General features: G+C 58.5%; 17 protein-coding genes. 8 read left to right on the top strand and 9 right to left on the bottom strand.

Features of this window, described 5'->3' with window-relative positions:
• The first annotated feature begins 329 nt into the window (after positions 1-329).
• Complete coding sequence (locus tag J5J09_RS17450; RefSeq protein WP_208552726.1) at positions 330-1,628, top strand: hypothetical protein; 1,299 nt, start codon at positions 330-332, stop codon at positions 1,626-1,628.
• Between the two features lie 155 nt (positions 1,629-1,783).
• On the opposite strand, the gene J5J09_RS17445 is transcribed toward J5J09_RS17450, so the two are convergent.
• Entirely contained in the window at positions 1,784-2,428 is a 645-nt protein-coding gene (locus tag J5J09_RS17445) for a TetR family transcriptional regulator (RefSeq protein WP_208552724.1), read from the bottom strand.
• A gap of 207 nt (positions 2,429-2,635) precedes the next feature.
• On the opposite strand from J5J09_RS17445, the gene J5J09_RS17440 reads away from it, so the two are divergent.
• The 6 genes from J5J09_RS17440 (at position 2,636) to J5J09_RS17415 (ending at position 8,887) form a co-directional block, all read left to right on the top strand.
• Positions 2,636-3,505: a shikimate dehydrogenase gene (locus J5J09_RS17440; RefSeq protein WP_208552722.1), complete on the top strand. Its 870-nt coding sequence runs from the start codon at positions 2,636-2,638 to the stop codon at positions 3,503-3,505.
• 113 nt (positions 3,506-3,618) lie between these two features.
• A complete protein-coding gene (dctP, locus tag J5J09_RS17435) occupies positions 3,619-4,614 on the top strand; it encodes a TRAP transporter substrate-binding protein DctP (protein WP_208552720.1) in 996 nt (331 codons plus the stop codon).
• 66 nt (positions 4,615-4,680) lie between these two features.
• Positions 4,681-5,199, top strand: a complete 519-nt coding sequence (locus tag J5J09_RS17430) for a TRAP transporter small permease subunit (RefSeq protein ID WP_208552718.1) — start codon at positions 4,681-4,683, stop codon at positions 5,197-5,199.
• Positions 5,196-6,497, top strand: a complete 1,302-nt coding sequence (locus tag J5J09_RS17425) for a TRAP transporter large permease (RefSeq protein ID WP_208552717.1) — start codon at positions 5,196-5,198, stop codon at positions 6,495-6,497. Before J5J09_RS17430 ends, J5J09_RS17425 begins: the two co-directional genes overlap by 4 nt.
• Positions 6,498-6,507: 10 nt before the next feature.
• Positions 6,508-6,957: a type II 3-dehydroquinate dehydratase gene (locus tag J5J09_RS17420; RefSeq protein WP_208552716.1), complete on the top strand. Its 450-nt coding sequence runs from the start codon at positions 6,508-6,510 to the stop codon at positions 6,955-6,957.
• A gap of 37 nt (positions 6,958-6,994) precedes the next feature.
• On the top strand, positions 6,995-8,887 hold the full coding sequence (locus J5J09_RS17415; RefSeq protein ID WP_208552715.1) for a sugar phosphate isomerase/epimerase and 4-hydroxyphenylpyruvate domain-containing protein: 1,893 nt from the start codon (positions 6,995-6,997) through the stop codon (positions 8,885-8,887).
• A 29-nt stretch (positions 8,888-8,916) separates the two neighbouring features.
• Here the strand turns inward: J5J09_RS17415 and J5J09_RS17410 are convergent, their stop codons facing one another.
• From J5J09_RS17410 to J5J09_RS17385, 6 genes are all read right to left on the bottom strand, one after another.
• A complete protein-coding gene (locus tag J5J09_RS17410) occupies positions 8,917-9,768 on the bottom strand; it encodes an ABC transporter permease subunit (protein WP_208552713.1) in 852 nt (283 codons plus the stop codon).
• A 4-nt stretch (positions 9,769-9,772) separates the two neighbouring features.
• Positions 9,773-10,639: an ABC transporter permease gene (locus J5J09_RS17405; RefSeq protein ID WP_208552711.1), complete on the bottom strand. Its 867-nt coding sequence runs from the start codon at positions 10,637-10,639 to the stop codon at positions 9,773-9,775.
• On the bottom strand, positions 10,639-11,709 hold the full coding sequence (locus tag J5J09_RS17400) for an ABC transporter ATP-binding protein (protein ID WP_208552708.1): 1,071 nt from the start codon (positions 11,707-11,709) through the stop codon (positions 10,639-10,641). The genes J5J09_RS17405 and J5J09_RS17400 overlap by 1 nt, the downstream gene beginning before the upstream one ends.
• 76 nt (positions 11,710-11,785) lie before the next feature.
• A complete protein-coding gene (locus J5J09_RS17395; RefSeq protein WP_208552706.1) occupies positions 11,786-12,862 on the bottom strand; it encodes an extracellular solute-binding protein in 1,077 nt (358 codons plus the stop codon).
• Positions 12,863-13,068: 206 nt separating this feature from the next.
• On the bottom strand, positions 13,069-14,364 hold the full coding sequence (locus J5J09_RS17390; protein WP_208552704.1) for an FAD-binding oxidoreductase: 1,296 nt from the start codon (positions 14,362-14,364) through the stop codon (positions 13,069-13,071).
• Positions 14,365-14,474: 110 nt separating this feature from the next.
• Positions 14,475-15,578, bottom strand: coding sequence for a mandelate racemase/muconate lactonizing enzyme family protein (locus J5J09_RS17385; RefSeq protein ID WP_208552701.1), 1,104 nt, complete (start codon positions 15,576-15,578; stop codon positions 14,475-14,477).
• Between the two features lie 135 nt (positions 15,579-15,713).
• On the opposite strand from J5J09_RS17385, the gene J5J09_RS17380 reads away from it, so the two are divergent.
• A complete protein-coding gene (locus J5J09_RS17380; protein ID WP_208552700.1) occupies positions 15,714-17,201 on the top strand; it encodes a PLP-dependent aminotransferase family protein in 1,488 nt (495 codons plus the stop codon).
• A 78-nt stretch (positions 17,202-17,279) separates the two neighbouring features.
• On the opposite strand, the gene J5J09_RS17375 is transcribed toward J5J09_RS17380, so the two are convergent.
• Positions 17,280-18,479 carry a mandelate racemase/muconate lactonizing enzyme family protein gene (locus J5J09_RS17375; RefSeq protein ID WP_208552699.1) on the bottom strand — a complete coding sequence of 400 codons (1,200 nt, stop codon included), beginning with the start codon at positions 18,477-18,479 and terminating at the stop codon, positions 17,280-17,282.
• 203 nt (positions 18,480-18,682) lie between these two features.
• Positions 18,683-20,311, bottom strand: coding sequence for a GMC family oxidoreductase N-terminal domain-containing protein (locus J5J09_RS17370; protein ID WP_208552698.1), 1,629 nt, complete (start codon positions 20,309-20,311; stop codon positions 18,683-18,685).
• Positions 20,312-20,492 lie beyond the last annotated feature (181 nt).

The following is a 20,492-nucleotide window of genomic DNA, read 5'->3' as shown; positions in this document are numbered from 1 at the left end:
CTCACCGGGTTCCGGCGCGACCGGCTTGTCGTTGCAATCATTGCTCGTGCGGTCTGGTTCTATTGCCCTCTCAATCCAGCCGGCTAACGAATGAGATTCTCGTAAAATTTAAGTCGTCACACACGCCGGCTTTACTGAAAACAAATTAACGCGGCACCCACAAAGACGACGGCAGTCAACACCGAATAAATTCATCGGCGCGGCCGAAGAGCCGACCTTCCAAGAAGCCAATCATTACCGCCACTGCCAACCGCATTCCGCCGCCTTGTTGAAAACCGCGCTGTGGTCTAAAAGATCCGGCTAACTCCGAACCGACAGCACAAGATGCCATGCCTACTTTTCTTTTTTCTTCGCTATTTGCTGACGACTTACGAAGAAACAGGGTTGATTACCTTGAAACAGTCTCGGCGCAGTTTGAAAAAGCAACAAAATTTATAGCATTTAATTTATCGGGCAGAATTTCTTCTAATATTATTTGCACCATCAACGCTCAGGATGAGGCGCCCGACGTGAGCGCATCTTTCATGGATGAGCTTAAGGCCCTGATGATTGAAATAGCGCCGAACGAAGCGGCTTCACTCTGGGCTCAGGCGGAAGGGGAATTCGATGTCCACGGCCCCCGTTTTCGCATTTTGATGAAGAAACTATACAGAAATCTTGTTGCCTTTAAGGGGGCTCTAGATATACACAAACCAGATTATGTATATCTTTGGAACAAATTTCAGATATTTCACGTTTTGGCTTCCAAAATTCTAAAACTTAGGAAAATTAAGTTTGGATATTTTCATGAGGGACTGCTACCCGGAAGTATTACATTTGACGTCGATGGAGAAATGGGAGAAAGCTGGGTCTCGCGCAGGGCCGATCTATTTCAAAATATAAAGCTCACCGAATTAGAAAGACAACGATCATCCCGTTACGTTAATTGTCTAAAATCCGTGACGGCGACAAGGCACGTTCAGTCTAACAGCATTGATTACAAAGAGGCGCTCAAACACGCCGGACTGGCGGGGCGCCCGATAGTTCTTTATGCAGGGCAGAATGACTGGTATGCTGGCATCAAGCCGGAGAGCGTTTGTCGCAGGTATCATTCGCCGATCTTTACAGGCTCGCTGGACGCGCTATACACGCTAGATAATCTGGCCAACAAACTTGACTTGGCGATCATTTTCAAACCACATCCATTTAGCCGGGAAAGATACTCTTTCCTGAAGGCAAATGAATTTCGAAACTCTTTAATTCTTGGGAATATAGATCTTAATAGAGCGATATTAGATTCGTCCATCTTCACAACTATCGCATCACAGAGCTCATATAGTGCTCTCCTTTCGGGAAAGCCGGTTGTTATGCTCGGACGAAATCAATTGAGTTACAAAGGAATTACATATGACGTTGAAAATATTAATGGTATTGAGGACGCATTAATAAGTGGACTGTCGGATACATTGAGGGAAAATCGCGCCACTGAATTAGTGGAGCATATTGCAAGGCTGGAAAAAGTTTATCTTTTTGCATTTGGACCGCCTTCTTTTTTCAGAAGAGGGCCGAAAGAAGCGGCCGAATTCATGATTTTAAGCTTGTTTAACGATATTGAAACTGTGATAGATGTGGTCATAGGTAGACAATGAACTTATCGCGATAACGCGCCGGTTGTTCCAAGGTGTCAATCAGCCAGCGACGCCTCGTTCGTACTAGTGTGCAAAGAAGGTGACGAGCGATATTATGGTGGACAACCGAATGCTTTCACGCCCGCTGCCGAACGGACTCGCCTTATTGATATCACTCAATCCGTGCCTGTGAGGTATCCCAGCACTGCCTCTGCGATCATAGATTTGTGGCGCGCGTAAAGCGATGGTTCCGAGAGGTCTCGCTGAAAGATCATTCCGAACGTGTAGCGGTTGGACACACGGAAGAAGCAGAACGCGCTGATCAGCATGTGAAGGTCGATGGCGTCCGCCTTGCGGCGAAAGACGCCCTCATCCAGGCCTCGGTCGATAATGTCCTGGATCGTTCGGATAACGGAGATGTTCAAGTCGGCGATTTCGCTCGATCGCTTCATGTGCATCGCGTGATGGATATTCTCGATGCTGACAAGGCGGACGAAATCCGGGTTCTGTTCGTCGTGGTCAAAGGTCGTGCTGATGAGCTGGCGCAGCGCCTCGTCAGGCTTCAGCTCGGACAGTTGAAGATCGGCCTCAAGCGAACGGATCTTGCGGTAGGCCCGCTCGAGCACGGCGAGATAGAGGCCTTCTTTGCTTCCATAATAGTAATAGATCATCCGTTTGGACGTGCGCGTCTTCTCGGCAATGGAATCGACGCGCGCGCCTGACAGGCCAAATTCCGCAAACTCCTGGGTCGCAACGTCAAGGATATTTTCCCGCGTCTTCTCTGGATCGTTCCTCCGCGTATCCCCGGTCGTCTTTGTCATGTTCCTCCACCCCCCGAGCGGAACGGGCCATCTTTAGCGGCTCTAATCCAGTCCTGATCCCGTTCATAGTGCCGGAACAGACTGGTATCAACGGGTCATATATTGACACTAACTAGTTAGTACATTATCGATGAAGCTAGGGCGAGAGATGAAGCATCCAAGAACTCTCTCAAAACGAATGCGTCCAACAAACGCCGAAGGCGGGATATGAAACGAGCAGGGCTGATCGGTTTTGGCATACAGCGCTCGCTGACCCCGGCGATGCATATGCGAGAGGGCGAAGCTCAGGGTATCGAATACAGGTACGAACTGATCGACCTCAACGAGCGGAAACTGACGTCGGACGCATTGGAAAGCCTCGTGATCGATGCGGAGGAGAGGGGATTCTGCGGACTCAACATCACCTATCCGTGCAAACAGAGGATCGTACCGCTGCTCACCGAGATGTCCGAGGATGCGCGAAAGCTCGGCGCGGTCAACACGGTCGTATTGCAGGACGGAAGACGCATAGGTCATAACACTGACTGGTGGGGTTTCGCCGAGGGAATACGGCGGCAGCTACCCGGCGCAGACCTCGGCTCCGTCGTACAGATAGGTGCCGGAGGTGCCGGTGCGGCGACGGCCTTTGCGATGCTGCAGATGGGCGCACGCGCATTGACGATTTTCGATCTCGACAACCTGCGGGCGCTTGACCTCACAGCCCTTCTGACAAGACTTTTCCCGGACGCCAAAATCAAGGCAGGCGATGATCTCGAGCAGGCCATGGCGGGCGCGACGGGGCTGGTGCATGCGACGCCCATGGGCATGGACAAGCATCCGGGCCTTCCCCTGCCGGCGGAATTGCTCAACCCGCCACTCTGGGTCGCAGAGATCGTCTACTTTCCGCTCGAAACGGCGCTTTTGCAGGCCGCTCGTCGCCGTGGCTGTCGGGTCGCGAACGGTGGCGGCATGGCGGTTTTCCAAGCCGTCGGTGCATTCTCGTTATTCACGGGCCTGCAGCCCGACGCCGACAGGATGGTAGAGCACTTCAAAACACTCACGGGATACGACACCAGGAGTGTTGCACGTATGGCCTGACCGAAGGGCGATAAAGGCTAGAGCAGAACAAGAGTTTTAGTCGATCGGCCGCCCGGCCGGTCAGGGGAAGAAGGTCCGAAGCCCGAGGAGGGGCAGGACGAGAGGAGGAAGACATGACGTTTGAAATTTCACGCCGCACGCTTCTGGCGGGTTCGGCCGCCCTGGGCGCCGCCCTGAGCACGGTATCGATCCCGGCCCTTGCTCAGGAACCCGTCACGCTGAAGCTTTCGGCGGTCTTTTCCGAGCAGGACATTCGTGCCGGCATGGTCAAGATGTTTGCAGAGGAACTCCAGGACGGGTTCAAGGTGGAGCCGTTCTATGGCGGCACCCTGTTCAAACAGGGTACCGAGCTTGTCGCGCTCCAGCGGGGCAATCTGCAGATGGGCAATATCGCTCCGCAGGACATCGCAAAGCAGGTCCCGGAATGGTCGGTCCTGACCTCAGCCTATCTGTTCCGCGATGCCGCTCACGTTCGGGCCTTCTTCGCAAGCGATGTGGGCGCGGAGTTCAAGAAGATGGCCGAAGACAAGGCCGGCGTTTACATTCTCGGCCCAACCTATTTCGGCGCCCGTCAGGTCGGACTGAAATCCGACAAGAAGATTAACACACCGGCGGACCTTTCAGGTGTGAAGCTTCGCATGCCGGGCGGCGACGCCTGGCAATTCCTGGGTGAGGCATTGGGCGCCAACCCCGTCCCGATGGCCTATGCCGAGGTGTATACCGGGCTGCAGACCGGCGCGATCGACGGTCAGGACAATCCGCTACCCAATGTCAAAAACATGAAATTCTATGAAGTCATGTCGCAGATCGTCATGACTTCGCACCTGATCGGCTATGACCTTCTGACCATTTCGGCGGAGACGTGGAAAAGCCTTTCACCCGAACAGCAGGCGAAGGTGCAGGCGGCGGCCGACAAGGCGATGCAGTGGAGTGAAGAGCAGCACCTGGCTCAGGAGAAGACGCTGGTCGACGAATTCAAGGCAGCCGGCCTGCAGATCTACGAGCCGGACATCGCTGCCTTCCGGTCGTTTGCCCAGGAAAAATATCTCGCATCGGATCTGGCGCAATCCTGGCCCGAAGGCATTCTGGAGAAGGTCGCTGCTCTCTGAGCGTGCGCGAGATACCAGCGAGCCGGCCTTGCGCCGGCTCGTCCGACAACCAGAAAGTCGACGTCCATGAATAACCGACTTGCCAACTGGGGCCTCTGGCTCAGGCGCCGCGCTGAAAATCTGCTGGCGATGCTGCTGCTCGCCATGTTCGTGATCTTCCTGCTTCAGATCACGTTCCGCTACGTGTTGAATCTGTCGATCGGCTGGACCCACGAGGCAAGCGTCGCGCTCTGGATCTGGATGGTTCTCTTCGGCTCGGCGTTTGTCGTTCGGGAAGTGGACGAAATCCGTTTTGATCTTTTCTGGGGGGCGGCGAGCGCTGGCGGACTGCGCATCATGCAGATCATCAGTTCCGTCTCGCTGGTGGCGCTTTTCATCTGGTCGCTGCCCGCCGTGATCGATTACGTGAGCTTCATGCAGGTCGAAAGCACGGCCTACCTCAAGATCCGTTTCGACGTCCTCTATTCCATTTACGTTGTCTTCGCGATCGCCATGATCATCCGCCATCTCTGGCTTTGCCTGCTCGCCTTCAGAGGGAAGGCGCCGGAAGGCTTTGACCCGACCAAAGCGAGCTCCGGCGTATGAACCTCACAAGTCCCTTCTCTCTTTCGATCGTTGCCATCACGGCTCTGGCCTTCCTCGGCCTGCCGATCGGCCTGTCGATGATCTGCGGCTCCATTCTCTATCTGGCGCTCGTCGGCGCAGACATGGGGATCGTCGCCGAGCAGTTTCTCAACGGCATGTACTCGAACTACGTCATTCTGGCCGTGCCTCTTTTCATTCTTGCCGCCGAACTGATGAATATCGGCTCGATGACCGAACGGCTGCTGTCGTTCTGCAACGTGCTGGTCGGTCGTTTCCGCGGCGGACTTGCGCAGGTCAACGTCGTGCAGAGCATTATCTTCGCCGGCATGTCCGGTTCGGCGATCGCCGATGCTGCCGGTACCGGCAGCATGATGCAGAAGCTGATGACGCAGGGCGGCCGCTATACGCCGAGTTTTGCCGCTGCGCTGACGGCCGTGACAGCCGTCATCGGCCCCATCATTCCGCCGTCCATTCCAATGGTGATCTACTCGCTCGTCTCGGATGCGTCGATCGGCTATCTCTTCCTGGCCGGCATGGTGCCGGGACTGCTCATGGCGAGCTTGCAGATGACGCAGGTGGCGATCACTGCACGCCGCAAGAATTTTCCGGTCGAAGCGCCGGTTCCGCTGAAGGATATCCCGGGCATCACCTGGAGAGCAGCACCGGCTTTGTTCATGCCGGTCCTGCTACTCGGATGTATCTATTCCGGCATCACCACCCCCACGGAGGCCGCGGCACTGGCCGCCGCCTACGCGCTTTTCATCGCCGTGGTCGTCTATCGAAGCATAAGCTGGATCGCGTTCTACAGGGCCGTATTCTCAAGTGCGAAGACATCCGCATCCATCGGCATGCTCATCGCTGGCGCCCTGGTCTTCAACTATGTGGTGACCATCGAGAATATTCCCGAAAGCATCAAGACCGTGCTCATCGGCTGGGACATGTCGCCGGTCATGTTCCTGGTCTTCGTGAACATCGTTCTGCTGCTGCTCGGCTGTGTCCTCGAAGGAACGGCGATCCTGTTGATCATCGTTCCCGTCTTCATTCCCACGGCCCAGGCGCTCGGCATCGACCTCGTCCACTTCGGAGTTGTGGTTGTCGTGAACATCATGCTGGGCCTTGTAACACCACCCTACGGACTGTTGCTCTTCATCGTTGCCAAGATTTCCGGAGCACCACTTCGCGACATCGTCCGCGACGCAACCCCCTTCCTTCTCTGGATGGTTTTAAGCCTCGGCGTGATCACCTTCGTCCCCGACACAGTGCTCTGGCTACCGCGCCTTCTTGGGTATCAGGGCTGATGGAGAAACCATGACCGAACGCAAGCCGCTCTACATCCTCAATGGCCCGAACCTCAACCGGCTTGGCCGGCGCGAGCCGGAGATCTACGGACACCACACACTCGCCGATGTCGAACTCTGTTGCCGGGAGGCCGCCGGCGACTGGCCCGTGATCTTCCGGCAGACCAACAGTGAGGAGAAGCTGATCGAAGACGTGCACAAGGCGAGCGACGAGGGCGCGGGCATTCTGATCAATCCCGCGGCCTTCACCTTCACGTCTCTGGCGCTCCTCGATGCCCTCAAGATGTTCAAGGGACCGATCATCGAGTTCCATATCAGCAATGTTCACCGCCGCGAGTCGATCTATCAAAAGTCGTTGGTCTCGATGACGGCAACCGCTGTCATGGCAGGTCTCGGGGCGGCCGGCTATCCGCACGCCGTCCGGGCCTTGAAGCTGCTCGTCGAGGAGGGAAAGCGCTGAAGCAGTCCGACTTCTGCGGTCATTTGGGAGAACCGGGATGAAAACCTCGATAGCGACCGTTTCCATCAGCGGTGAATTCGAAGAAAAACTCTCCGCGATCGCCGGCGCCGGCTTCGATGGGATCGAGATTTTCGAGAACGATTTCCTGGCCTTTGACCGCTCTCCGGCCGACGTCGGCAAAATGGTTCGCGACCAAGGCCTTACGGTCTCCCTTTTCCAACCCTTTCGCGATTTCGAGGGCATGCCAGAACCCTTCCGGAGCCGCAACTTCGATCGCGCTGAGCGCAAGTTCGATCTGATGGCAGAGCTTGGCACCGATCTCATGCTGATCTGCTCCAACGCCTCGCCGGTATCGCTCGGCGGCATAGATCGTGCCGCCGATGACTTTCGCGAGCTTGGCGAGCGAGCGGCAAAACGTGGACTTCGCGTTGGATACGAAGCCCTTGCGTGGGGAAGGCATATCAACGACCATCGTGACGCCTGGGAAATCGTACGGCGCGCCGATCACCCAAGTATCGGCCTTATCCTCGACAGCTTCCACACTCTTGCGCGAAAGATCGACGTCAACTCAATCCGCGCCATTCCCGGTGACAGGATCTTCATCGTCCAGCTTGCCGACGCACCGTTAATCGAGATGGACCTGCTTTACTGGTCGCGCCATTTCCGCAACATGCCGGGAGAAGGCGATCTCCCTGTCACGGCCTTCATGCAGGCGGTGTCGGCGACCGGTTATGACGGATTTCTGTCACTCGAAATCTTCAACGACCAGTTTCGTGGTGGTTCGCCGCAAGCGATTTCGAAGGACGGGCAGCGTTCGCTCGTCTATCTCATGGACCAGGTCAGGAACAACGAGCCTGATATCCGGATACCGGTACCCTCGATGCCTCCGCGTGCGGAGGTAACGGGTATTGCTTTCGTCGAGTTCGCCGTCGGCGATGATGACGGCATACAGCTCGAAGCACTCATGGGCTCGCTTGGCTTCAGGACCGTGGCACATCATCGCTCGAAAGCGGTCAAACTGCTGCAGCAGGGAGATATCCGCCTTATTCTCAACAGAGAGGCCAGGGGGTTCGCGAACGCCTCATATCTGGTGCACGGGGCAAATGCATATGCCTTCGCTCTTATGGTCGATGACGCCGCGAAGGCGCATGCGCGTGCAATAACTCTCGGGGCGGAGGACTTCCAGCAATCGGTCGCAGAAGGAGAACTGCAGATCCCCGCGATCCGAGGGGTCGGTGGCGGCATCGTCTACTTCCTCGATCAGACGAGCGAGCTTTCCCGAATCTGGGAAGTCGATTTCACCCCTTTGGCTCCTGACATGGATGCGCCGGGTGAGGTGGGTCTTACGCGCATCGACCATCTTGCTCAGACGACGCGCTACGAGGAAATGTTGACCTGGCTGCTCTTTTACACGTCGCAACTGGCGACACGGAAGACGCCGATGGTCGATATCGTCGATCCCGCAGGGTTGGTGCGCAGCCAAGTGGTCGAAACGGCGGGCGGAAACCTAAGGATAACGCTCAACGGCGCCGAAAACCGCAACACACTGGCGGGACGGTTCATCGCCGAAACCTTCGGCTCCGGCATCCAGCATATCGCGTTCGAAACGCACGACATCTTTGCCACTGCCAGGATGCTCGCCACAAGGGGCTTCAAGGCACTCGCCATATCCCCGAACTACTACGATGACCTTGAAGCGCGTTTCGGGCTCGATTCCGGTCTTGTCGAAAAGATGAAATCGGCCAACATCCTCTACGACCGCGACGATGGGGGCGAGTATTTCCAGCTCTACTCACCGACCTACGGCGAAGGTTTCTTCTTCGAGATTGTCGAACGGCGCGGTTACGGCGGCTATGGCGCGCCCAATGCCATCTTCCGGATCGCCGCGCTACGTCGTCACCTTCGCCCGAAGGGTATGCCGAAAGCGTGACGGCGGCGCTTGCGCCTGCATATCCCGGGTTATTGCTGTTGCCTTTCGCGCTGCACCACCACGCTCAGCAGTGCCAATAGCCCCGATCCCAGCATCAGAACCACCGAGACCGCGTTCAGGACGGGCGTCGAACCAGCTTTCACCATGCGGTCATACATCGTAACCGTCAGCGGCGCGTCCGAGCCGACGAGCATGAGCGTGGTATTGAAGTTTTCGAACGAGACCAGGAAGGCGACGACGAAGGCGGAGAACAGCGCTGGAAAGAGGAAGGGAAGCGTGACCGTCGAAAGCACCCGAAGCCTTGTGGCGCCGAGGTTCAACGCGGCTTCTTCCAGCGCTATGTCGAACTTCTGCAGACGCGCCGCGATAACGAGCGACGTGATCGTCGTCAGGAACGAGAACTGTCCAAGCACGACCAGGGGAATGCCGGGCCTCAGCCATGTGAGGAATAGACCGAGTTCACGATCGGCGAAGTTCGCGATCATGGATGCGAAGACGAGAATGGAGATGCCGAGGATGACGCCGGGGATCACCAGCGGCACCACCATCAGGATGTAGAGGAAGGATTTGAACGGGAACTCCTTGCGCACGAAGAGAAACGCGTTGCAGGTGCCGGCAACGACCGAGAGCGCTGCGACGATCAGGCCGATATAGACGGAGTTTCCAAGGCCGCGCAGCAGGCGCTCGTCGTGCAGGAGGCCGAGCTTGGGTTCCGTCGGTGAGAAGAACCAGTCGAGCGTGAAGCCCTGCCAGGGCAGAGACGGAAAGAGAGAATCGTTGAACGCAAAGGCTCCCGCCGCCAGAAGCGGAGCTACCAGATAGAGGAAGAAGATCACCACATAGGCGCGATAGACGAACAGGAGATGAGCAGGGGTCCGCATGTTCTCAATCCTTCGCGACAGTGGTGGCGAGGCTTTGGCCTGTCAGCCGAAGGCCCGCCCAGACGACGAGGGAGGTGAAGGCGAGGAGCAGCACGCCAAACGTGGCACCGGCTTCCCAATTGTAGCGGGTGATGAACTGGTTGTAGATCTGCTCGGTGAACCAGCTGGAATTCTTGCCGCCGAGCAGGATCGGCGTCAGATAACTGCCGGCCGCCAGCATGAAGGTAATGATGCAGCCGGAGACGATGCCCGGCATCGCATAGGGAACGATGATACGGCGAAAGACCGTAAAACGCGATCCGCCGAGATTGTAGCCCGCTTCGAGCAATGAATCATCCATACCCTGCAGGGTGGAAACGAGCGGGACGATCATGAACAGGATGACCGTGTAAACGAGGCCCATCACCACGGTCACATCGTTGTAGAGCATCTCGACGGGCTGGTCGATCAGGCCGAGATTGACCAGAGCGTTCGAGACTACGCCAGTCTCGCGAAGCAGTACGATCCAGCCATAGGCGCGAACGAGATCGCTCACCCAAAGCGGAATGAGGCACATCAGGAACAGCGCCGCACGGCTCCGCTCCCTCGCCATCTTGGCGATGTAATAGGCCACGGGAAATCCCATCACCAACGCAATCACCGTCACGAGGATCGATATCCAAGCGGTCCGCAGCAATGTGTTGCGGTAGATTGGCTCCCCGAAAAAGGCCGCGTAGTTTGCGAAGCCGTATTCGTACTGGTTGAAGCCCACTTTCTCCCGCAGGGACACGTAGCCGATACCGATCTGCGGCAGCACGATCAACAAGCCGATCCACAACACGAACGGCGCCATCAACAGGATCAGCGACAGGCGCCCGGCATCACGCCCCATCAGCCTGCCCTCCTCGGGAAGACGCGTGCCAGTTCCGGCTTCCAGGAGAGCTTCACGGCATCGCCCTTGGCCACAGTCGATGCGGCGGAGGGATCGGCCACCTCGACAAGCTGGCCATGGACCGTCATCACGAGGATGCGGGAATTCGCACCGTTGAATAGCAGACTATCTACGATGCCTACGAGTTCGGCCTCCGCCGCGCCCGGCCCGATGGCCAACGCCTCCGGCCGGAGGAAAATTTCGACGGCGTCGCCCGGTCTGCCTGCACCCGACAAGCGTCCGACCACGCGACCGCCGCCGTGGAGATCGACGCTGGCGAGGTCGCCGCGCGTCTCCACCAACCGCCCCGACAGGCAGTTGGAATCGCCGACAAAACCCGCGACAAAGCCGGACACCGGGGCATCGTAGAGCTCACGCGGGCTGCCGATCTGCTCGAAGCGTCCGCCATTCATCACCGCAACGGTGTCTGACATGACGAGGGCTTCGGACTGGTCGTGAGTGATGTACAGGAAGGTCGTCTCGAACTGGTGCTGCAACTGTTTCAGCTCGATCTTCATGTGCTCACGAAGCTTGAGATCGAGCGCGCCGAGCGGTTCATCAAGCAGTAGCACGTCTGGCTCCAGCACCATGCAGCGGGCAATCGCGATGCGCTGTTTCTGGCCACCCGAGAGCTGGCTGATGCGTTTTTCCTCGACACCGGGCAGACCGACACGCTCCAGGACACGCGCAACCTTGCGCGGGATATCCGCCTTTGCCTCTCCCCGGCAGCGCAGGCCGTAGGCAATGTTTTCACCGACATTCATCATCGGGAAAAGCGCCAGATGCTGGAAGACCATCTTCACGTTGCGCCGGTTCGGCGCGACCTTCACCACGCTCTCACCCTTGATCCGGATGTCGCCGGAGGTCGGCGTCTCGAAGCCAGCGATCATCCGCATCAAGGTTGTCTTGCCGCAGCCGGAGGGGCCGAGGATGGAGAAGAAGGAACCGGAGGGAATGTCGAGCGACACCCCGGAGACGGCAGTAAAGGCTCCGAACTTCTTTGTTACGCTGGCACAGCTCAGGTCATACATCGCGCACTATCCATTTCTTGAACCCGCCGGGGCGATAACACGCCCCGGCTGCTCTTTGTGGTCGCTCAAGCAGGCTTCAGTTCGAAGCCGCCTTGATGCGTTCGAGCGCGATACCTTCCATATCCTCGATCCCCGGAGGGATGTTGGCAAAGAACTTCAGATTGTCGATGTCGGCCTGGGTGAACGCTGCCTGTACGGCCGCCTTCTTGTCGTCGGGAAGAAGATCCGTGGCATTGGGAACGGCAGCAAGCGCGCCGGTCGAGGCCGACATAATCTTCACATTCTCGGGCTGGATCACGAAGTTGATCCACTTGTAGGCGGCATCGTCAGCCTCGCCGCCGCGCGGAATGGCGAATGTATCGATCCAGGCCAGCGCACCGGTCTCCGGCGGAACGAAGACGATGTCCTGGTTCTGCGAATAAAGTTTGAAGGCGGTCGAATCCCAGGTTTCCGACAGGATAACCTCACCCGACAGCATCAGCGCCGAAAGGTCGTCGCCCCCGGTCCAGTAGGTCTTGATGTTATCCTTGCAGGCGATCAGCTTGTCGGTAACCTTGTCGAGCATGTCCTTGTAGGCAGCGGTATCGGCATAGAGATCAAACGGATTCATTCCCATTGAAAAGGCCGTGCCTAGAAGGATCGTGCGGCGGAGGCGCATGGACGTGCGGCCCTTGTATTTCGGATCGCAGAGATCGGCCCAGCTCTTAGCGTCAGGGGCCTCCTTCTTGTTCGCCATGATGCCGGACGTACCCCACTGGTGCGGAACGGCGTAGACCTGACCTTCGATCGTGGTGTTCTGCTTCACGCCATCGACGAGGTTAGGCGCCATCTGATCGACATTGATCTTCGACAGATCAAGCGGCTTGTAGATGTTGTATTCGAGTTGCGCCGCATAGATGCGGTCGTGGCTCGGCTGGGCGAGATCGTAGCCGGTGCCGCCGGTGGCACGGAGCTTGGCCACCATCTCCTCGTTGTTCGAGAGCGTCACCTCCACCTTGATATCGGGGTTCTCGGCCTCGAACTTCTTGATCAATTCGTCAGGCGCATAGCCGCCCCAGGTCAGGATGCGCAATGTCTCGGCATTGGCGGCCGAAGCGGTCGCCATCAGTACAATAGCGGTCGCGCACAGCAGTCTGTTTCCCAGTTTTCCCATTGTTCTCTCCTCTCAGTGACAATCGTTCTTTATTTTCGTCGTTGTCATGTCCATGGCTACCGGCGTTCCTTGACCGGCATGTGAAGCTCCCCGAGCGCCGGGATTTTCCACGTGCGCCATTTGCGCATTGAAGGCGCAAACTGGTCACCATCAAATATCCATTCTTTCGATTGTTAAAGACCACTTTGACGTCGCTGTCCTAGAGGTCAAAGGCCGAGCCGATCCCGCAGCCGGTACACATGTACGGCCGGCGCCAAGAACCACGGCCTGCCGAAATAGTAGGAGCGTGACGGAAATTCCGTTTCGCCATAGCCGGTTCGACCCTCAGACTTGCCGAGAATGGTCTGTCCGACCCGCATTCCGAGATAGCCGGCCATTCCGACACCAGAACCGCAGTAGCCCATGGCATAGTGAATGCCGTCGTGCTCGCCAGTGTGTGCAAGCGTGTCGAAGGTGTAACCGACATAGCCCATCCACGAATGCGTGACCTTACAGCCCGCAAGCTGGGGGAAGAGCCTCACCATTTCCCGATAGAGCAGAGGCCCGCTCTTCGTCGGGTCTGTCTCGCCCATGCTGACACGCCCGCCGAACAGAATGCGCCGCCGGTCGGGCGAGGCCCGGAAGTAGTAAAGAACGCGCCTCGTATCGGAGACCACGCGGTTTTTCGGGATCAATTCGTCAACGAGGGCTTCGGGCAATTCCTCGGTCGCGATGATGTAGCTGCCGATCGGAATGATGCGGCGACGATGCCAACGCGAGAGGGCGCCGGAATAGCCGTTGGTCGCGAAGACGACATTACGAGCCTGGGTCTGTCCGCGCGCAGTGGCAGCGGAGAACATCCGCCCCTCGCGCCTGATGGCGGTGACCTCGCAATGTGGCGCAAATTCAACGCCCGCCTGTCGCGCCAGGCTCACGAGGGCGGCATGATAAAGACCGGGATCGAGCGAGGCATGTTTTTCGAAGACGACACCGCCATAGTAGACGTCCGTACCGAGTTCGGAGCGTTGCTCAGCCCGAGGGATGACATGCGCCGGCACTTCCAGGCCCTTCGGCTGTGTCCTGATCGACGCCGCCAGCGTCTCGAACGACCTTCGGTCATGGGCGACATGAAAGCGGCCGACGACGGAGAAGTCACAGGAAATTCCTTCCGCACGGATAAACTCTTCCGTCCATGCAAGGGAGTGGCGACCGTCCTCGAATATTCGCCGTGCGGTCGCTTCCCCATGGGCTTTGGCGAGGCTATCGAAACCCGGCTTTACAGATGTGCTGATCTGACCGCCATTTCGCGTCGAGCAACCGAAACCGATCGGCCCGGAATCGCAGACCAGAACCGTCCTGCCGCCGCGGGCGAGTTCGATCGCCGCATGCAAGCCCGTATATCCCGACCCGACGATGATCACGTCGACACTGCGCGGAAGTGCGGCTTCCTCGATTTGTTTTGGCGGAGACTTTTCCCACCAGTAGGGCGTCATCTTCGCGCCGGCAGTAAAGATGGTCTCCATTCACGCCTCTCTGTCTGGACCTGTCAGCTCATGATGCAGGAATAGGGCAACGGCGCAACATGGCCCTTCCGTCACGCGATCGCGCGAAATCGCGTTTTAGAGGCATCAGCTCAATCGAGCTCGCTGATTTGGTACGCCGATTTCGCGAGCCATTCCGGGTCGAGTTCCACCCCCCAACCGGGCGTATCGTCGATCGCTATCTTCCCATCTTTGACCTGGTAGGGATCCTTGCGGAAAAGACCATATTGCCACGGGTAGTAATCTGCTTCCTCGATAGAGAACTCCAGGTAGTCACCGGCGTTCGGAATGGCTCGGAGCACATGCATGGTGAAGAGCGTGACTAGCGACAGGTTCGCACAGTGGGGGGTAACGGGAAGATGCGCCGCCTCAGCCATGCGGGCAACCCGCAACGTCCGGCTTATCCCGCCGAGATAAAGGACGTCGGGCTGCACGATATCGACCGCCCGCATGTCGATCATGCGCCGCCAGATCGTCAGGTCACAATCCTGCTCGCCACCTGTCACGGCGATGTCGAGGGCGTCGGCGACCTCCTTGGTCTGCTCCAACTCCCAATAGGGGCAGGGCTCTTCATAGTGGACCATGCCGTGGTCCTCCATCATGCGCCCGACCTCGATCGCCTTGTGAGGAGAATAGCAGGAGTTGGCATCCGCAAGGAGGTCCGCCTCCGCTCCAAGCGCCCGGGTCACGGCCGCAATGATCTCCTCGGTGCGACCAGGCCATTCGTCCGTATTGCGACCGACCTCGGCGCCAACACGAAACTTGAAGGCATCGAAGCCGAACTCCTGGCGCAGACGCTTGAAGCGCTCCACCTCATCCTTCGGGGTGATGTCTCGCTTCATCGACGAGGCATAGGCCCTCAAGGGTCCAGGCGTTCCACCGAGCAGCGACACCACCGGCTTTCCCGCCTGCTTGCCCCTGAGGTCCCATATCGCGGTATCGATTCCACCCATGGCGCGACGCAGATAGGAGCCCGGGAACTTGTGCTCGCGTTCCGCGATAAGATCGAGATGATCGTCGAGATCGACGATTTCCACACCAAGCGTCCAGGGTGCGACCTGCCGATGCAGCACCAGCGCCGAAATATCGGAATTGTAGGTCGACAACTGACCCCAGCCCTGAGCCCCTGTTTCGTCCGTGACGCGGACGAAGCCGACATAGCGGGTCGAGAAGGTTTCGATAGACTTCAGTTTCATTGCCGAACCTCGCGTCGGGCAAAAAGCCAAGATGGACTGGCCTCACTGTGAGCTTAAACTGGCCTTTGACTAAGGTCCATTTTGGAATAGTTTTCATGCCAATAATCGAAACTCCAGTCTTCCGGACGGACGGGAATGGTAAAATATGCCGGCGGCGCGCTGATACCGCCGATCAGGATCGACAGGGACGACGAAAGCTCCGTGACCGCGCAATTGGCCAGTGGCCTGCGCGAGCTCATCCTGTCGGGAAGGCTGGCCGCGGGCGAGCGATTGCCTTCGAGTCGCACTCTGGCCAAGGACCAGGGCGTTTCGCGCACGACGGCGGTCACCGTTTACGAGCAGTTGATGGCAGAGGAGCTGATCTATTCCCGCGTCGGCGCAGGTGCCTATGTGAGCGAGACACTGGATCAGGAGCGTCCGCAGAAGGCGGAGCCGGTTCAAGAGCCGGCCGATACGACGCCGCCAAGGCTAGCGCGTCTTAGTCTGGAAGCTTCCGAGCAATATTTCCCTCGCCTGTCGCATCCGCCAGTGCCACGACCTTTCGTCACCGGCATGCCAGCCAATGACGAGTTCCCGATGGCGCTCTGGGCACGGCTATCGGCCCAGTACTGGAGGCAGTCGCGCCATCTGGTGCTGGGTTATCCCGACCCTGTCGGCCTCTATGAACTTCGCAAGGCGATCTGCAACCATCTCAAGGCCAACCGCGGCGTCGCCTGCGAACCCGACGACGTCTTCATCTTCAATGGCGCTCAGGACGCTTTCAACCGGATCGGCCAGATGCTGCTCAATCCGGGAGACAAGGTGTGGTTTGAAAATCCGGGACCGATCGGCGCACGCAACAGTCTCGTGTCGAGCGGCGCCAGCCTTGTCCCCGTGCCTGTCGATGATCAGGGCATCGATGTCGCAGCCGGATTGAAAACATGCCCCGAGTTCCGCATGGCCTTCGTGACCCCGGCGCGCCAGCACCCGCTCGGTGTAACCATGTCGCTTGGCCGGCGGCTGGAACTGCTCTCCGCCGCCGGACGCTGCGGCGCCTGGATCGTCGAGGACGATTATGATGGCGAGTTCTATTATTCCGGCCATCCCGCGCCGACGCTGAAAAGCGTCGATACGGCCGGACGCGTCATCTATGTCGGTACATTCTCGAAGGTGATGTTCGCGGCACTCAGGCTCGGCTACATCGTGGCCCCGCCGGAGCTTGCAAAGATGTTCCGTCGCGTGGCGGGCGCCACCATGCAAGGAGCCCCTTCCAGCCTCCAGGCCATCATGGCGAACTTCATGGAGCAGGGCCATTTCAACGCGCATCTGAGACGCATGCGACGCATCTACGCCGAACGGCAGGCTGCGTTGATCACGTCGGCGGAGGAGCACCTGGGCGGTCTTCTCGACGTGCAACCGACGACGACCGGCTTTCAGACAGTCGGACGCTTTCTGTCGGAAATCGATGAGGATGCGGTGGCGGCAAAGGCGCTTGAGCGCGGCATCATCGTTTCGCCGCTCAGCCGGTTTTCGCTCGCACCGGCGCAAAAGGGCCTGATCCTCGGCTTCAGCGCGGTCTCACCGCGCGCAACCGTTTCGGCCGTTCAGGACCTCGCCGACCTGTTGCGGGAGATGCACGGGTGAAAATAGCAAGCGAGGCCGACGCGCAGTCGCCGGGCCTCTCTCGCCAAATTGCCGTTGCAAAAGAAGCGTTCGCTAGGCCTACCGGATGTCAGCCAGTGCTTCCGGCATCCAGTGCCGCTCCTTCCGGCTCGCCTTGAAGAAGCAGCGCCCGTGCTTCTCGAGGGCGCGGTGATCGATCTCGAATCCGAGGCCCGGCGTCTGCGGCATGTCGAACCAGCCGCGGTTGTGCACGAAGGGTTGCCCGATGATCGCATCCCGCCCCTCCGGGACCCAGCCCGGTGGAGCGAACGGATACTCGTAGAGCATCTCGTCGGCAAAGCCGCTCGCGGCGAAGACGTGAGCGTTAACGATGAAACCGAAACCATTCGACCAGCAATGCGGCGTAAACTTCAGGCCGCGCTCGCGGCAGAGCCTGCTCAGATCCATGCCCTGCTTGACCCCGCCCGCCCACATCGCATCGGGCTGGAAGATGTTGTAGCAGCCCATTTTGGCCATGCGGGCGAGTTCGTTGTAGCCCATCAAATGCAGCTCGCCGCCGGCGATCGGAACCCGGGAATAGGCCGTCAACCGCGCGATCTCCTCGTGCCACTCGCCGAACAACGGCTCTTCCACCCACGCCAGTCCGACATCGGCCGCCGCATCGACGAAACGCTTAGCACGGTCGAGCGACCAGAGCGGCGCAGCGCCGTTCTGCGTCAGGCGAAATGCCTGATTGCAGTCCACCGAAATCTTCATCCGACCCTGCATGTAGGTTGCGGCATCGGAGATATGCGCGATATCGACCTGTTCGTCGAAATCATGAATGCGAATCTTCATCGTGTCGAAGCCGTCTTCAAGCCGCGCCTCAGCTTCCTCGCGCCGCGCCGCCGGCTCCTTGATTTCGCCAGCGGATGCGTAGAGCTTGATGCGATCATGTGTGCCACCAAGCAGCTTGTAGAGCGGTACGCCGGCATTCTTCGCCTTGATGTCCCAGAAGGCCGGTTCGAGCCACCAATTAAAATTGCCGCCTACGGCCATGATCTGGATTCGCTCTGAAACCCTCTCGATATCTTCGGGGTCCTGGCCGAGAAACAAGTTGGCTATAGTATCGCCGATGCCGGCGCGATCGCGTCCACCTCCCGAAAATGCGCTCCAGCCTTCAACCCCATCGTCCGTGATCAATCGCGCGAGTGTGAAAGACACATTGTGGCGGATCGTGCCCGGCATCCATGACGGGGCGAACGGTGCGGCGAGCGGTGCGTTCACGACATAGAGTTCGATCCGGTCCAGTATCTGCATTTCCAACCCTCCAGCAATTTCTGAAATTTCCGATTGCATCGCCATGCTGACTTTCAAGCACCACCCTAAGAAGAAAGTGGAATGCTCACGATATCCAATTTGAATAATTGGGAAGGCCAGTCTGATGGGCGGGAAAGCTCCCCTGCTTATGGCGGCCGAGAAACGAGGCAGGGAGCGACATCACGTAAATAAAGGCGGGAGAGCTACCTACGCCAGTCTTCAAGGATGAAGTCCGCTCCTTTTTCGCCGACCATGATCGAGGGGGCGTTTATATTGCCCGAGGGGATCAGCGGGAAGATCGAGGCGTCGACGACGCGCAAACCCTCGATGCCGTGAACCTTCAGACGAGCATCGACGACCGATTGGCCGGGCTCCGGACCCATTGCGCATGTGCCGCAGGCGTGGAAGACCGAACCGCTTCTCGCGCGGATATCGGCTGCGATCTCCTCGTCGCTATCGATATCGGGGCCAGGCACGATCTCGCGCTTGATCAGCCCCGCCATCGGCTGTTCCGCCGCGATCCGCCGCAAGATGCGTGCCGCGTCCACCATTTCCTCAAGATCGGCGGCATCGGAGAGGTAGTTGGGCCGGATGAGTGGCGCGGCAAAAGGGTCAACCGACTTCAGATCGATCTCGCCGCGACTGCGTGGGTGGCAATTGGAAATACCAAGCATGAAGCCGGAGAAGAGGTCGGTGCGCATCAGCGCGCGTTTTCCTGGAATGGCCCGCGTGTAGCTGAGCGGCGAAAAATAGAGCTGGATATTGGGGCGAGACCGATCGGAACGACTGCGGACGAACCCACCGGCCTGATTGACGCTCAGCGACAGCGGTCCCTTTCGCGTCAGCACATATTGAAGGCCGACGGCCAACCGGCTCCACCAGGGTCGCAAGACATCGTTGAGGGTTGGACGGGTCGCTTCGTAGATATAGTCAAAACCAAGATGATCCTGCAGGTTTTTCCCCACCTTTGGAGCGTGATTTACGACGGGAATGCCGAGGGAGGACAGCCGCTTCGCATCTCCGATCCCCGATAGCATCATGATCTGTGGGGAGTTGACTGCGCCGGCAGAGAGGATGACCTCCCTTGCCGTCCGAACCGTCTCGCGAATGCCATCGCGCAGGTACTCCACGCCGACTGCGCGCGTGCCTTCCATCAAGATGCGCGTGACATGCGTATTGGTCATAATCTCCAGGTTGGAGCGCTTGCGGACGGGGCGCAGATAAGCATCCGCCGACGAGCACCGGAAGCCACCGCGCGTCGTAACTTGATAGATCGCCGCCCCCTCCTGGCTCGCCCCGTTATAGTCTTCGTTGATCGCGATGCCCGCCGCTTCGGCTGACTTGAGGTAGTCATTCGCGAGGGGGTGAACCGCGCCCTTCATGCTGGTGATCGTCAGCGGCCCGCCTTTGCCGCGCCATTCGTCAGCGCCTTCCAGGTTGTCCTCCATCCTCTTGTAGACCGAAAGAACCTCGGCGGCCGACCAACCGGTATTGCCGAGCGCCGCCCAGGCGTCGAAATCCTGATATTGTCCGCGCACGTAGACCATGGCGTTGATGGAACTGGATCCACCAATCACACGGCCGCGCGGCCAATAGGCCTGCCGACCTCCCAGCCCGCTTTCGGCTTCGGTCTGGTAGCGCCAGTTGAGTCGTGGGTGATAGAAGGTCTTTCCATAACCAATCGGCATGCGGACCCAGAAATTGAGGTCGCTGCCGCCTGCTTCGATCAGAAGAACTCTGGTCTTCGGATCGGCGCTCAGCCGGTTGGCGAGAACGCAGCCCGCCGATCCGGCGCCGACGATTACGAAATCAAAAACCTGATCGGTCGCCATGATGGACCATTCACCCCGAAGCATCTTGAAAATGGATATTTGATAAGCGGCAAATCAAGTATTGTCGCGGTCCACTTAGCGTTTGCGGGGATGCCAGTTTGACCTCGCCTGCGACAGCTGAGGTCTGGCTTAAGAGGCTTTCGCAACATAGCCGCCAGGCTGCAGCCTGGAAGCCGTTGCC

Source organism: Ciceribacter sp. L1K22 (assembly GCF_017599385.1).
In the GTDB taxonomy this organism is placed as follows: Bacteria; Pseudomonadota; Alphaproteobacteria; order Rhizobiales; family Rhizobiaceae; genus Allorhizobium.
This window is presented reverse-complemented; position numbering and strand designations above follow the sequence as displayed.